Origin of the sequence: Arthrobacter sp. ov407 (assembly GCF_900102895.1) — a bacterium.
Classification (GTDB): Bacteria; Actinomycetota; Actinomycetes; order Actinomycetales; family Micrococcaceae; genus Arthrobacter.
The window spans coordinates 283,863-298,185 of sequence record NZ_FNGD01000004.1; the positions used below are offsets into that span (position 1 = coordinate 283,863).

Genomic DNA, 14,323 nt, shown 5'->3' on the forward strand with positions numbered 1-14,323 from the left:
TTTCACGGTGGTTAATCTTTGAAACTGTTCAGCATCCTAGCCTCCATTCAGTATGATGAACACTATGACGACCAAAACCACCGTCGCGATCGCCGTCCCGCTCGAAGCAGAGCTGGTGGAACGCATCCGCGCCGTAGATCCGTCCGTGACCGTCCTCTACGAGCCCGAGCTTTTGCCGCCGGAACGCTTTCCCGCCGACCATTCGGGTGATCCGGACTTCCGCCGGACGCCGGAGCAGGAAGAGCGCTACTGGGACATGCTCAACAAGGCCCAGGTCCTGTACGGGCTCCCCAACGAAAGCCCGGCGGGCCTCGCCAGGATCGCCGGCAGCAATCCCCGCCTGGAGTGGATCCACGCCATGGCTGCGGGCGCCGGCGGTGCCGTGAAGGCATCGGGGCTGGACGCGGCGACTCTGCAGAAATTCAAGGTCACCACCTCGGCCGGGGTGCACGCCCTGCCGCTCGCCGAGTTTGCCACCCTCGGCATCCTCAACGGCTTCAAGCGCAGCGCGGAACTGGCACAGGACCAGGCCGCCAAGCTCTGGCCCGAGCTGCGCACCCCCACCCGGCTGGTCAACGGCTCCCGGCTGGTGGTCACCGGACTGGGCGAGATCGGGCTCGAGACCGCACGGATCGCCCGCGCCCTGGGCATGAGCGTCAGCGGCACCAAGCGGACCGTGGAGCCAATCGACGGCATCCAGGACGTCACGGACAACGACGGCCTCGCCGGCCTTCTCGGCACCGCGGACGCCGTCGTCAACACACTTCCGGGCACGCCGTACACCGAGAAACTCTTCAGCCGCGAAGTCTTCGCTGCCATGAAGCCCGGAACGGTCTTCGTCAACGTAGGCCGCGGCACAGTGGTGGATGAAGAGGCGCTCCTGGAGGCGCTCGGGAACGGCCAGGTCTCCTATGCCTGCCTGGATGTGTTTGCCGTGGAGCCGCTCCCGCAGGACAGCCCGCTGTGGACCCACCCCAGGGTGATGGTGTCCCCGCACACCTCGGCCCTCAGCGCAGCCGAAAACCGGCTGATCGCCGAACGCTTCTGCAGCAACCTGCGGACCTACCTCGACGGCGGCGAACTCCCCCACCTCGTGGACACGGTGCACTTCTACTGAGTCAGTTCCTTCCACCCCTGCGGCCCGCCGCGGCGCACACCAGGGCGGCCCCTCCGGAAATGGAGGGGCCGCCCTTTGCGTTGGTGCACGGCAGATGACGTGTCGACGCGCGTCCTGTCTGGGGACGCCCGTCCTGCCTGGCGACGCGCGTATTGCATGGCGCCGCGCCCGTTTCCCGTCGACTCGGGTATTCCAGTAGCGTCGGATATTTTCCGCGTCACCCGGCACCCGCCCTGTCGCAGAAACGGTCGTGGCCCCTTCCTGGGTGGAAGGGACCACGGCCTGGGGTCCTGCGGACTGCGTGCTGATAAGGGCGGGTGCGCCTAGTGCGCGTCCTCCGTCAGGAGGAGGTCGCGTCCCACCGTCTCGGGCGTGAAGAACGTGGTGACGAACGAGATCAGCGCCAGCACCAGCGAGTAGATGGCGAGCACCAGCCAGGAATGGTCCGTGGCGGCCAGCAGCGCGGCGCCGACCAGCGGGACCAGTCCCCCGGCCAGGACGGCGGAGAGCTCGCGGCTCATGGCCACGCCGGTGAAGCGGTACTGCGAGCCGAAGAGTTCCGGCAGCAGCGGGCACTGCGGGCCGAGCATGGACTGAACGCCGAGGGCGATGCCCACCACCATGACAATCCAGACGAGCGTGACGTTGCCGAGCGTCACCAGATAGAACGCCGGCAGCGCGATGGCGGTCTGGAAAAGCGCGCCGTAGCGGTAGACGGGCACACGGCCAAACCTGTCGGAGAGCGCGCCGAACGTGATCACCATGACGGCGGCGAAGCCTGCGGCGATGAGCAGTCCCACCGGTCCGATGAACTTGTCGCCGGGAAAGACGCCATCCTTTGACCCCAGGAACGCGATGAGCAGGGCGGAGTAGATCGAGGAATTCCCGTTTTCGCCCATCCGCAGGCCGATGCCGATGAGGACGTTTTTCTTGGAGTGCTTCCACAGCTGGCTGATGGGGTTCTTGGCCACATTCTTGTGCTTCTCCAGCTCCTGGAAGACCGGGGTCTCCTTCAGCCGGAGCCGAATGAAAATGGCCACCACAACCAGGAGCACGCTGGCCAGGAAGGGCACCCGCCACAGCCAGCCTTCCAGGACGGCCTTGTCAGCCATGGCAATAAGGGCAAACGTTCCGGCGCCGAGCAGGGTGCCCAGCTGGATGCCGACGAACGGCAGCGACGCGAAGAAGCCACGACGGCGGCGCGGTGCGACCTCGGAAATCAAGGTGGTGGCGCCGGCCTGTTCCGCGCCGGCACCCAGTCCCTGCAGGATGCGCAGCATCACCAGGAGCACTGCGCCAACCATGCCTGCCTGTTCATAGGTCGGCAGCAGGCCGATGGCAAAGCTGGCGGTCCCCATCAGGCCGATCGTGAGGATGAGGACCATCTTGCGGCCGAACCGGTCGCCGATGTAGCCGAAGACCATCCCGCCGAAAGGCCGGGCCGCGAAGCCGACGCCGTACGTGGCGAAGGACGCGATCAGGGCCCCGTCCTCGCCGAGTGGTTTGAAGAACAGCGGACCGAAGATCAGGGCCGAAGCCAGGCCGTAGATGTAGAAGTCGTAGTACTCCAGCGCGGAGCCCACAGAGCTGGCAAGCGTAGCTCGTCGCAGCTGTTCCGGATCGACGACGGCGCCATCCGCTTCAGCGAGCGGTGTATTAGTACTAGTTGTCACAAGCACTCCCTCAAGAACACTCCAGACCCCCGTTGGTCTGGTGGGACGTGAGCAACTCTCGACGAGTCGATCACTATGCTGAACAGAGTACAGCAGGATGATCGACTAGCCAATGAATAATCAGATTTATTCGTGGCATTTGGGACGGGGCGACGGAACGGGCCCTAGCCCATGGGATTGCCCAGGGACCGGGCGAGGTCCTGGAGTTCCTTCACCATCATGGCGCCCTGCTCCGGCGAGTAGGTCGCCTTCAGCGCGGTGACCGAGAGGCCGAGGCTGGGGCCGTGCGCGCCCCGAGTCGGGACGGCCACGGCCAGGCACACGACCCCGGTGGTGGATTCCTCGTCCTCGAACGCGTATCCCTGCTCCCGGATGACGGTGAGTTGCGCCTTGAGCTCGGCTCCGGTGCGCAGCGACTTCGGCGTCAGGACCGGCAGTTCGGCGTTGTCCGGAAACATCCCGTCGACGTCGTGGTCGTGCAGTCGCGCTATTAGGGCCTTGCCCACGGCACAGAGGGAGACCGGCATTTTGTCGCCGATGTTGGACGTCAGGCGTACCGCCGGGTGCCCCTCGTAGCGGGCGAGATAGATGACGTTTGTTCCATCCAGCATGGCGATCCGGACCGTCTCTCCAGAAAGCGTCGGAGCCTGTTCACAGAACCGGTAAAACTCCTGGACCTCGTCGAGGCGGCTGAGGTACGCCGCACCCAGCTCAACCAATTTGCGGCCGAGGGTGAACTCCGCGCCCTGGCGGTTGATAAGCCTGGCCTCCTCGAGCGCGAGCAGGAGGTTGGAGGTTGAGGACTTCGGAATTCCCAGCTCCCTGGCCAGATCACTGAGCGTGAGGCGTCCGGTCGCGGATGCGGCCAGGGCCTCCAGCACGGCGGCGGCACGGGTGACAGCCGGTGCGGGCGATGCGCTCCCCAATCCCTCGGAGGTTCGGGAAACTCGGGAATCGGCCATGATTCTCCTTCAGGTATCGCGCGCAAGACGCCGCGCCACTCATTTTAATGCCGTCCAGTCAGCTGAACAGTAACCATCATAATGTCTGGCGCCGTGAATCGAGACTCTCCTGAGCCCGGCTACCCGCCGCTCCCCCGGCAGCGCCCCTCGTCGGGGACCGCCGGCTCGTCAGGCGGCGGACACCACGGGATTGGTCAGCTGGCCGATGCCTGCAATGTGGCAGGTGACAGTGTCGCCGGGAACGATTGCCGCGCACTCGGCGGGGAATCCCGTCAGCACCAGATCGCCCGGGTGAAGCGTCATGAAGGAGGTCAGATAGGCGAGGATTTCCTCCACCCTCCAGCCGAGATCGGCGGAGCTGGCTGCCTTGAGCTCCGCCCCGTTGTGTTTGATTCCGATCGCCAGGTCTTCACCCGGCAGATCCGTGACGATCCACGGCCCCACCGGCGTGAACGTGTCCTGGCTCTTGGCGCTGATCCACAGCTCGTCAGATTCCTGCAGGTCCCTGGCGGAGACGTCGTTTCCTATGGTGTAGCCCAGGACTGCGCTCCTGGCGTTGCCGGGCGTCAATCCGCGGGCCTTGGTCCCGACGACGATTGTCAGTTCGGCTTCCGGCTCGACGCTGCCCACCCCCGGCCGGAGTTCAATTGCGTCGCCCGGACCGACCACACTGGTCGCTGCCTTATGGAAAGCCTGCGGCGGAAGGTCGCGGCCCGCGCGGCCGGTATTGTGCGCCATGCCCAGGACGTTAGCCGGGACACTGGGCGCGAGGAACGTGAATGATGCTTCATCCACCGTCGCGCCGATATCCCAGCCGCTGCGGGGCCGGCTGCCGGCGTTGGCCGCAGAACCAGGGAACGGAGAGGTGGTTACCGTCCATGCCCTGCCGGCCGCGCTGCCAAAGTCCGGTGCATTGTTGGCGACGAAGAAGTGTTCGTCGTCCGCAGCACGGGAAAGCGGGCGGACTCTGGCGATGCGGCGGGCACTCGTGGCGGTCATGAAAACATCCTAGGCGGCAGGGTCTCGGGGGCCGCGATTAGGCCATCGAATGGCGTAATTCTGCCGCGGTGAAACGCCGTCGGTGTTTCACAATTCCAAACGTTCACGGTATATTCATACCAAGCCTTCCACCGCGGCATCCCCCAATAGTCGCGGTGGAAGGCTTTTCCAATGCCCGGGTGGCGCCGGCGTCCGGAACCACCAACAGGAGCCGGCGGGACCGGCCGATCGATGCCAGCCCCGGCACCCTAGGCGGCGTCCGCAACCGCCCCCCGCAGCCGCCAGCCGCCGCCGAGACCGTCCCGGGTCAATTCCATGGTGGTCAGGGCAGATTCGCGGTTGCGGCCAAGCCTTGCCTGGATCTGCCAGACCTCGACGTCCACGCGGCTCAGACCCTTGGGCATCCGCCGCTCGGCCTCCCACCAGCTGACCCGCTCGAACCAGCGCACGGGCTCGGCCCCGATCAACCATTCCCTGCCCCCGCGGACCACAGCCAGCGGCCGCCCGTCCGGGCCTGTTTTCACCATCACGTGCTCCATGCCTGACACGCTAGGGCGGGGCACTGACATTTTAAGTACAAAACCCCGCCCTTGCGGACCAGGTGGTCCGGAAAGGGTGGGGTTTTTGTGGTGGGTCCTACCGGGATCGAACCGATGACATCCACGGTGTAAACGTGGCGCTCTACCAGCTGAGCTAAAGACCCAAACCGTTGTATCCGCGCCTCAGCGCTTCAACCAACGAACAGCTACTGTACCGGATGTCACCGGCCAAGCGCCAATCGGCCAGGCCGTCCCTACAGAGGCGGCAGCTCCTCGGCGAGCCAGGCCAGGGCCCCGCTGACGCCTGCCTCCAGCTTGATGGTGGCGAGGTCGTCCCCGCGGGTCGGTCCCCTGTTGATGATGACCACGGCTTTGCCCTGCTTCGCCGCGTGGCGGACAAAACGCAGGCCGCTCATCACGGTGAGCGACGAGCCGGCCACCAGAAGCGCCCGGGCCGCGTCAACCATGGCGTAGGAGCGCTCCACGCGGTCCTTGGGCACGTTTTCCCCGAAGTACACGAAGTCCGGTTTCAGGGTGCCCGCGCAGGCGGGGCAGCGGGCGACGACGAACGATTCGATCAGCCCGGAGTCCTCGACTGTGGCATCGGCGTCGGGGGCCATTTCGACCACTCCGGCGGTCTGCGCCCGTTCCAGGAACCCGGGGTTGAGTTCCTCCAGGACACCGGCCAGCATCCGGCGGCTGAACCGCCGGTGGCAGTCCAGGCAGACTACCTGGTCGAACCGGCCGTGCAGGTCCACCACGTTGACACTGCCGGCGTCCTCGTGGAGCCGGTCCACGTTCTGGGTGATGAGTCCGGTGAGCAGTCCCCGCTGTTCCAGCCGCGCTACCGCGGCGTGGCCGTCGTTGGGATCCGCCCGGCGCAGGTGCGACCAGCCGATGTGGTTACGGGCCCAGTAGCGTTGCCGGTTTCCGGGTTCGCCGATGAATTCCTGGTAGGTCATGGGGGCCCGCGGCGCGGCGCCGGGTCCGCGGTAATCCGGGATGCCCGAATCCGTGCTCAGGCCGGCGCCGGTCAGCACGGCAAACTGTCGCCCGGACAGGAGGCTGTGGATGTCCTGCAGGATCCCGAGTTCGCTGCGCTGGAGCTCCGCGCCGGCCTCGGCGGCCGTGACCGGAGGGAGGCTGGCAAACCCGGTCATGCCGATTCCTGGCCGCCGCTGCCTCACCGGATCAGTTCCCGCCGAGTCCCGCGAGGGCAGTCCGGTATTCGGCCAAGTCCCGGGCCTGGCCGCGGGGATTCACCACGACGTAGCGGACGATTCCGGCCGCGTCGATGATGAAGGTGCCGCGCAGTGCCATGCCGCTCTCAGAGTCGAACACTCCGTACGCCGAGGCCACGGCGCCGTGCGGCCAAAAGTCGGCGAGCAGGTCGAAGCCGTAGCCTTCTTTTTCGGCGTAGGCCCGCTGGGCGAACTTGCTGTCCACCGAGACTGCCAGCACGGCGGCATCGGCATCTTCGAACAGGGCCAGGTTGTCCCGGATTTCGCACAGTTCCCCGGTGCAGATGCCGGAGAAAGCGAAGGGATAGAAGACGATGACGACATTGCGCCCGCGGAAGTCCGAGAGGCGCACCGGTTCGCCGAATTGATTGGCGAGCTCGAAATCCGGGGCGGAATCGCCGACGGCGGTTACCCCACCGGGAGCAGGCGTCACGGCGGCGGCCGGCCCGGGGGCCCCGTGCTGGACCGCTTGGGTCACTTGTTCTTCCGCGTGACCAGCCGGGTGGCGCTCCAGTCCTTCGAGACACCGGCCGACGTGGTGTAGTGGAGCCCGGCGGTGGGCGCGGCATCCTGGATGTCCGCAGGCGACACGTAGCCGTCCCGGCCCGATTTGGGAGTCAGGACCCAGACAACGCCGCCCTCGGTGAGAGTGGTCAGCGAATCGACCAGGGTGTCGACAAGGTCTCCGTCACCTGCCCGCCACCAGAGAATGGCGGCATCGACCACCTCGTGATCGTCCTCGTCGAGAAGCTCAGAGCCCGTGAGATCTTCGATATCGTCTCGCAAGTCGAAGTCGACGTCGTCGTCATAACCGAATTCCTGAATCAGGTCCCCGTCTTTGAAACCCAGTTTCTCCGCCACATTTACCGAAGTAGCGGCGTCGGCCTCGCTCACGTGTTGCTCCTATGCTTTGTGAATTGCTTCATGTTTTCAATGGCACTAGTGATTTCCATTACTCCAAGCCAACACCCTTTGAGCTCTCGCTTCAAGCTGTTGGCACCGCGATCCGCCATATTCTGCGTCACACGGGGCGATCCGAAGGCTGCCGGGCAGCGCTTCGTCACACAACCAGTATGCCCGTGAAATACGGCGGCGGGTCCATGGGGCGGCTACGCATCCGCCAGCGCGCACGGCTAGAGTGGCTGATAACGACTACGCCTGCGCGGGCAACCGCCCGACTGATTACAGGCAGGCGTACCGTGATTGGACCTTGCCCGGCGCATACGACCGGGCTGTTGTAACCGATATGTCGCACACGTCGCGTTCACGCCAGGCAGTCACCCTGCCCGGAGCTGAGGGTGCCGATAGATGCGCTCAAAGAGAGGTTGGACGTGGCTGCAGGAGAAGAAACCTCCCATATCCTCAGCGGGTTGACAAACCAGCTGCCTGATCGTGATCCGGAAGAGACCGCCGAATGGCTGGAGTCCCTGGACACCCTGATTCAGGAACAGGGCACCGAGCGTGCCCAGTACATTATGCGCAGCCTGCTCCAGCGGGCCGGCGCGCAGAGCGTGGGCGTTCCGATGGTCACCACCACGGACTACGTCAACACCATCCCGGTGGACCAGGAAGCCGAATTCCCCGGCGACGAGGAGATTGAACGCACGTACCGGGCCTGGCTGCGCTGGAATGCCGCCGTCATGGTGCACCGTGCGCAGCGTTCGGACATCGGCGTCGGCGGGCACATCTCCACCTACGCCGGGGCCGCGACCCTGTACGAGGTCGGTTTCAACCACTTCTTCCGCGGCAAGGACCACCCCGGCGGCGGCGACCAGATCTTCTTCCAGGGCCACGCCTCCCCCGGCATGTACGCCCGCGCCTTCATGGAAGGCCGGCTGAGCGAAGAGGACATGGACGGCTTCCGTCAGGAGAAGTCCAAGGAAGGGCATGCCCTTTCCTCCTACCCGCACCCGCGCCTCATGCCGGAATTCTGGGAATTCCCCACCGTCTCCATGGGCATCGGCCCGATGAACGCCATCTACCAGGCGCAGTCCAACCGCTACCTGCACAACCGCGGCCTGAAGGACACCTCGGACCAGCAGGTCTGGGCGTTCCTGGGCGACGGCGAAATGGACGAGCCCGAGTCCCGCGGCCTGCTCCAGCTCGCCGCCAACGACAAGCTCGACAACCTTAACTTCGTCATCAACTGCAACCTCCAGCGCCTCGACGGACCCGTCCGCGGCAACGGCAAGATCATGCAGGAACTTGAGGCCTTCTTCCGCGGCGCCGGCTGGAACGTCATCAAGGTGGTCTGGGGCCGCGAGTGGGATGACCTGCTGGCCAAGGACGAGGACGGCTCGCTCGTCAAGATCATGAACGAGACCGTCGACGGCGACTACCAGACGTACAAGGCCGAATCCGGCGCGTTCGTCCGCGAGCACTTCTTCGGCAAGACCCCGCAGACCAAGGAAATGGTCCAGGACCTGTCCGACGACGAGATCTGGAAGCTCAAGCGCGGTGGGCACGACTACAACAAGGTCTACGCCGCCTACAAGGCCGCCACCGAGTTCAAGGGCAAGCCCACCGTCATCCTGGCCCACACGGTCAAGGGTTACGGCCTAGGCACGCACTTCGAGGGCCGCAACGCGACCCACCAGATGAAGAAGCTCACGATGGCCGACCTCAAGGCCTTCCGCGACCACCTGCGCATCCCGATCACCGACGAGCAGCTGGAAGCGGACCTCTACCGGCCGCCGTATTACCACCCCGGCATGGACTCCCCGGAGATCCAGTACCTGATGGGCCGCCGCAAGGAACTCGGCGGATTCGTCCCCGAGCGGCGCTCCAAGCACGTCGATGTCACCCTCCCGGATGAGAAGGCCTACGAAGTCGCCAACCGCGGCTCCGGCAAGCAGCACGCCGCCACCACCATGGCGTTTGTCCGCCTGCTCAAGGACCTCATGCGGGACAAGGAGTTCGGCAAGCGGATTGTGCCGATCATTCCGGATGAGGCACGCACCTTCGGCATGGACGCGTTCTTCCCGACGGCGAAGATCTACAACCCGAACGGCCAGAACTACCTCTCCGTGGACCGCGAGCTCGTCCTGGCGTACAAGGAGTCCATCTCCGGCCAGATCGTGCACGCCGGCATCAACGAGGCCGGTTCCGTGGCAGCCTTCACCGCCGCCGGAACGTCCTACGCCACACACGGCGAACCGCTCATCCCGGTCTACGTCTTCTATTCGATGTTCGGGTTCCAGCGCACGGGCGATTCCTTCTGGGCAGCCGCCGACCAGATGACCCGCGGCTTCATCATCGGCGCCACGGCAGGGCGCACCACGCTGACTGGCGAAGGCCTGCAGCACGCGGACGGGCACTCCCCCATGCTTGCGGCAACCAACCCGGCCGTTCTCACCTACGACCCGGCATACGGCTACGAGATCGGCGTCATCATGCGCGACGGCCTCAACCGGATGTACGGTCCCGGCCCGGCCGACAACGACCCGTCGCGGAACGTGATGTACTACATCACTGTCTACAACGAGCCGATCGTGCAGCCGCCGGCACCGGCGGAACTCGACGTCGAGGGCATCATCAAGGGCATCTACCTGCTGGCGCCGGCCAAGATCGACGGCCCGCGCACGCAGATCCTTGCCTCGGGTGTCTCTGTTCCCTGGGCCCTCGAAGCCCAGCAGGTCCTCGCCGAGGACTGGGGCGTCTCCGCCGATGTGTGGTCCGTGACCTCCTGGACCGAACTGCGCCGCGACGCCATGGCCGCCGAGGAAGACTCCTTCCTCAACCCCGGCCAGCCCGCCCGCGTCCCGTTCGTGACCCAGCAGCTCGCCGGCGCCACCGGTCCGATCGTGGCAGTCACGGACTACATGAAGGCCGTGCCGGACCAGATCCGCCAGTTCCTGCCGAACGAGTTTGCCTCGCTCGGCGCTGACGGCTTCGGCTTCTCGGACACCCGCGCCGCGGCACGCCGCTTCTTCAAGAACGACGTCCACTCGGTTGTGGTCCGTTCCCTGGAGATGCTGGCCCGCCGGGGCGAAGTGGATGCCCAGGCGCCTGCCCAGGCGATCGAGAAGTACCGCCTGCACAACGTCAACGCCGGCACCACCGGCAACGCGGGCGGCGACTCCTAACCACGCCAGCAACGTTCGACGGCGGTCCACACCTGTTGGTGGGGGCCGCCGTCGGGCGTTTAACCGCTCCGACTCCCGCCGTCCCCGCTGGGGGACGGGCCGGGGGCCGGGGCCGGGGACGCTGTGATGCAGGACAACGGCTGTTGTAGCCTTCGCACAAATGGAGCTTCGACGGCGCGCCCCGTATGCTCAATGCATGGCAGAGCCGATCACCACTCCCGAAAAACGCAAACCGGCCTCGAGGGCGATGACTCCGGAGAAAGCCGAGACCCTCAAGAAGCTCCGGGCCAGCGTGGGCCAGCTGTCGACGACGACGCTGCGCCAGTTGGAAAAGTCCCTGCCGTGGTACGGCCGGCTGAACTCGGATGAACGTTCCGCCCTGGGCATGGTGGCCCAGAACGGCATCGCAGCCTTCGTCACCTGGTACGAGCGGCCGAGCTCGCCGTCGTGGATCCTCTCCGACGTCTTCGGCACCGCGCCCACCGAACTGACCCGGTCCATCAGCCTCCAGAAGGCCCTGCAGCTGATCCGGATCGTCGTGGAAGTCGTGGAGGACCAGGTCCCGGTCATCGCCCCGGAAGCGGACCAGGGGGCCCTCCGGGAAGCCGTGCTGCGCTACTCGCGAGAGGTCGCGTTCGCGGCCGCCGACGTTTACGCCCGCGCCGCGGAATCCCGCGGCTCCTGGGATACCCGGCTGGAGGCCCTGATTGTCGATGCCATCCTCCGCGGCGAAAACACGGACGCGCTGCGGTCCAGGATCGCGGCCCTGGGCTGGAAAGCGCAGGAACGCTTCACCGTAATGGTCGGGAATTCCCCGTCCGAACCAAGCGCCAGCTACGTCAGCGAACTGCGGCGCACCGCGGGACGCTTCGCCGAGGACGCCCTCGTGGGGATCCAGGGCGACCGGCTCATCCTGATCCTCGGCGGGGTCCACGACCGGGAGACCGCGTACCTGAAGCTCAGCGAACTTTTTGCTCCCGGCCCGGTGGTCTATGGCCCGGAGGCCGGCTCCCTCCTCGAAGCCAGCGGCTCCGCCCAGTCAGCCTTTGCCGGCCTCACCGCGGCCCGCGCGTGGCCTTCCGCGCCGCGCCCGGTAGCGGCCGATGACCTGCTCCCCGAGCGCGTGATCTCCGGCGACGACGCCGCCCGCCGCTCGCTGGTCAAGAACATCTACCGCCCGCTGCTGGCCGCCTCCAACGGGCTGGTGGAGACCCTCGGCACGTACCTCGAGCTGGGCCATTCGCTCGAGGCGACGGCCCGCGAACTCTTCGTGCACGCCAACACGGTGCGCTACCGGCTCAAGCGCGTCTGCGACGTCACCGGCTGGGATCCGCTGCTGCCGCGGGAGGCGTTCGTGCTCCAGACCGCCCTCGTCGTGGGCCGGCTTTCGGCCCCGCCGAAGGCCCCCACGGAGCGGCAGCCTCCCCGCAACGGCTCCTGAACCGTTGTAGACTTCCTACAAACTGACCCAGTGAGCTTGGTGCATGAAAACACGAATGTTCACGCGGTAATTTGGAAAGCTGGTTACGTGCTTGCAATCGTTTGCCCTGGACAGGGCTCCCAGACCCCTGGTTTTCTAGCCCCCTGGCTGGAACTGCCACCCGTCGCAGGCCTCTTGGCCTCCCTCAGCGAAATAGCAGGCATCGACCTCACCGCCCACGGCACCACCTCCGATGAGGAGACCATCAAGGACACTGCGGTAGCGCAGCCCCTGATCGTCGCCGCAGGCCTGGTGACCGCAAAGTCACTCTTCGACGTCGAACTCGGCACGCTTCCTGTCATCCTCGCCGGCCACTCCGTCGGCGAAATCACCGCGGCCTCGCTCGCCGGTGTGCTGACGGAAACCGAAGCCATGACCTTTGTGCGCGAACGCGCCAACAGCATGGCCGCCGCCGCTGCCGCCACCCCGACGGGCATGAGCGCCGTCGTGGGCGGCGACCCCGCGGACGTCCTGGCAGCCATTGGCGCCGCCGGCGCCACCGCCGCCAACGTCAACGGGGCCGGCCAGACCGTCGCCGCCGGCACCCTGGAGCAGCTCAAGGCCCTGGCGGAAAACCCGCCGGCCAAGGCCCGGGTCATTCCGCTGAAGGTCGCGGGCGCGTTCCACACCTCGCACATGGCCCCCGCCGGCGCGGCCCTGCAGGCCCTGCGCCCGTCACTGCACCCCCAGAACCCGCAGGTACCGCTGCTGTCCAACTTCGACGGCGCGGAAGTCTCCGACGGCGCTGCCGCCGTCGACAGCCTGATCGCCCAGGTCTCCCGTCCGGTCCGCTGGGACCTCTGCATGGAGACCATGGTGAAGCGCGGCGTAACCGGCGTGATCGAACTGGCTCCCGCCGGAACACTGGCCGGCCTGGCCAAGCGCGGCATGCCCGGCGTCAAGACCGTCACCGTCAAGACCCCGGACGACCTTTCCGCGGCCCTGGCCCTATTTGCAGAACTGGAGGGCGGGGCATGAGCGTTCCCACTCTGAAGCAGGCACCCGTGCAGGCAAACACCCGCATCATGGGTGTCGGCGCCTACCGGCCCAGCGTCATCGTAACCAACGAGGACGTGTGCCAGTGGATCGATTCGTCGGATGAGTGGATCCGCCAGCGCACGGGCATCGTCACCCGGCACCGCGCGCCCGCCGATGTCAGCGTGATTGACATGGCCGAGGGCGCCGCCCGTGAGGCGCTGCAAAAGGCCGGCATCGAGGCCTCCCAGCTCGGCGCCGTGATCGTTTCCACGGTCACCCACCCGTACGCGACCCCCTCCGCTGCCGCGAGCCTCGCCGACCGCCTCGGCGCGACGCCGGCCCCGGCGTTCGACATTTCCGCGGCGTGCGCCGGTTACTGCTACGGCATCGCCCAGGGCGACGCCCTGGTGCGCTCCGGCGCGGCCGCCTACGTCCTGGTGGTCGGTGCCGAGAAGCTCTCCGACGTCATCGACAACACGGAACGGACCATCTCCTTCCTGCTCGGCGACGGCGCGGGCGCCGTCGTGATCGGTCCCTCCGACACGCCGGGCATCGGCCCTTCAGTCTGGGGTTCGGACGGCAGCAAGTGGGATGCCATCGGCATGACCCACTCCATGCTGGACATCCGCGAGCTCGCCCTGACCGGCAAGCGCGGCTCCGCAGTCAGCGACGAGGAAGCAGCGGTTACCGACGCGTCCCTGTGGCCGACCCTGCGCCAGGACGGCCAGACCGTCTTCCGCTGGGCCGTATGGGAGATGGCCAAGGTGGCCCAGCAGGCCCTGGACGCCGCCGGCATCCGGTCCGAGGACCTTGCCGCGTTCATCCCGCACCAGGCCAACATGCGCATCATTGACGAGATGGCCAAGAAGCTGCAGCTGCCCGAGTCCGTCAAGATCGCCCGCGACATCGCCGACGCCGGCAATACGTCGGCGGCGTCCATCCCCCTGGCCACCCACCGCCTGCTTGAGGAAAACCCCGAGCTCAGCGGCGGGCTGGCGCTGCAGATCGGCTTCGGAGCCGGACTGGTCTTCGGCGCCCAGGTGGTCGTGCTTCCTTAGGCAGCCACCGCTTTTCCGAACTAAATACGTTCCGCCTGTTTCACCTTTGCACCGCATGACCTTCACTATCGGGGCTCGCCCCCATGCTGTGCTCAGCAAGCATTCCCGCACCAAGCCGAACCCTCGGTTTGAATCATTTCCGCCCCCGACTGCCGGCATTCCACCGGCGGCCGGGGGCAACAACCAGAAAA

The 14,323-nt window shown here is 66.4% G+C and carries 12 protein-coding genes and 1 tRNA gene; 5 read left to right on the forward strand and 8 right to left on the reverse strand.

The annotated features are described in order from the left end of the window. The first annotated feature begins 52 nt into the window (after window positions 1-52). The gene (locus tag BLS42_RS07275) at window positions 53-1,117 is read left to right on the forward strand and encodes a D-2-hydroxyacid dehydrogenase (protein ID WP_090578644.1); all 1,065 of its coding nucleotides are present in this window, start codon (window positions 53-55) and stop codon (window positions 1,115-1,117) included. Window positions 1,118-1,440: 323 nt separating this feature from the next. Here BLS42_RS07275 and BLS42_RS07280 read toward each other — a convergent pair whose 3' ends face one another. The 8 genes from BLS42_RS07280 to BLS42_RS07315 all read right to left on the reverse strand — a co-directional run bounded on the left by BLS42_RS07280 (window position 1,441) and on the right by BLS42_RS07315 (window position 7,425). Next, complete coding sequence (locus BLS42_RS07280; protein WP_090578812.1) at window positions 1,441-2,790, reverse strand: MFS transporter; 1,350 nt, start codon at window positions 2,788-2,790, stop codon at window positions 1,441-1,443. 164 nt (window positions 2,791-2,954) lie between these two features. Continuing rightward, window positions 2,955-3,752: an IclR family transcriptional regulator gene (locus BLS42_RS07285; protein ID WP_090578647.1), complete on the reverse strand. Its 798-nt coding sequence runs from the start codon at window positions 3,750-3,752 to the stop codon at window positions 2,955-2,957. Window positions 3,753-3,920: 168 nt separating this feature from the next. Beyond that, the gene (locus BLS42_RS07290) at window positions 3,921-4,751 is read right to left on the reverse strand and encodes a fumarylacetoacetate hydrolase family protein (RefSeq protein WP_090578650.1); all 831 of its coding nucleotides are present in this window, start codon (window positions 4,749-4,751) and stop codon (window positions 3,921-3,923) included. A 248-nt stretch (window positions 4,752-4,999) separates the two neighbouring features. Continuing rightward, window positions 5,000-5,290: a hypothetical protein gene (locus BLS42_RS07295; protein WP_176803250.1), complete on the reverse strand. Its 291-nt coding sequence runs from the start codon at window positions 5,288-5,290 to the stop codon at window positions 5,000-5,002. Between the two features lie 88 nt (window positions 5,291-5,378). Continuing rightward, window positions 5,379-5,454, reverse strand: a tRNA-Val gene (locus BLS42_RS07300). A gap of 90 nt (window positions 5,455-5,544) precedes the next feature. Then, window positions 5,545-6,450, reverse strand: a complete 906-nt coding sequence (locus BLS42_RS07305; protein WP_371129524.1) for an NAD-dependent protein deacetylase — start codon at window positions 6,448-6,450, stop codon at window positions 5,545-5,547. Window positions 6,451-6,481: 31 nt separating this feature from the next. Then, window positions 6,482-7,009 carry a peroxiredoxin gene (locus tag BLS42_RS07310; protein ID WP_176803252.1) on the reverse strand — a complete coding sequence of 176 codons (528 nt, stop codon included), beginning with the start codon at window positions 7,007-7,009 and terminating at the stop codon, window positions 6,482-6,484. Beyond that, complete coding sequence (locus BLS42_RS07315; RefSeq protein WP_018773429.1) at window positions 7,006-7,425, reverse strand: DUF3052 domain-containing protein; 420 nt, start codon at window positions 7,423-7,425, stop codon at window positions 7,006-7,008. The genes BLS42_RS07310 and BLS42_RS07315 overlap by 4 nt, the downstream gene beginning before the upstream one ends. Window positions 7,426-7,862: 437 nt before the next feature. On the opposite strand from BLS42_RS07315, the gene aceE reads away from it, so the two are divergent. From aceE to BLS42_RS07335, 4 genes are all read left to right on the forward strand, one after another. Next, window positions 7,863-10,616 carry a pyruvate dehydrogenase (acetyl-transferring), homodimeric type gene (gene aceE / locus BLS42_RS07320; RefSeq protein ID WP_090578815.1) on the forward strand — a complete coding sequence of 918 codons (2,754 nt, stop codon included), beginning with the start codon at window positions 7,863-7,865 and terminating at the stop codon, window positions 10,614-10,616. Between the two features lie 196 nt (window positions 10,617-10,812). Next, on the forward strand, window positions 10,813-12,057 hold the full coding sequence (locus BLS42_RS07325; protein WP_090578659.1) for a PucR family transcriptional regulator: 1,245 nt from the start codon (window positions 10,813-10,815) through the stop codon (window positions 12,055-12,057). 87 nt (window positions 12,058-12,144) lie between these two features. Further along, window positions 12,145-13,074, forward strand: a complete 930-nt coding sequence (locus tag BLS42_RS07330; RefSeq protein ID WP_090578662.1) for an ACP S-malonyltransferase — start codon at window positions 12,145-12,147, stop codon at window positions 13,072-13,074. Continuing rightward, window positions 13,071-14,132 (forward strand): beta-ketoacyl-ACP synthase III, encoded by a 1,062-nt coding sequence (locus BLS42_RS07335; RefSeq protein ID WP_090578665.1) that lies wholly within the window; start codon window positions 13,071-13,073, stop codon window positions 14,130-14,132. Before BLS42_RS07330 ends, BLS42_RS07335 begins: the two co-directional genes overlap by 4 nt. Window positions 14,133-14,323 lie beyond the last annotated feature (191 nt).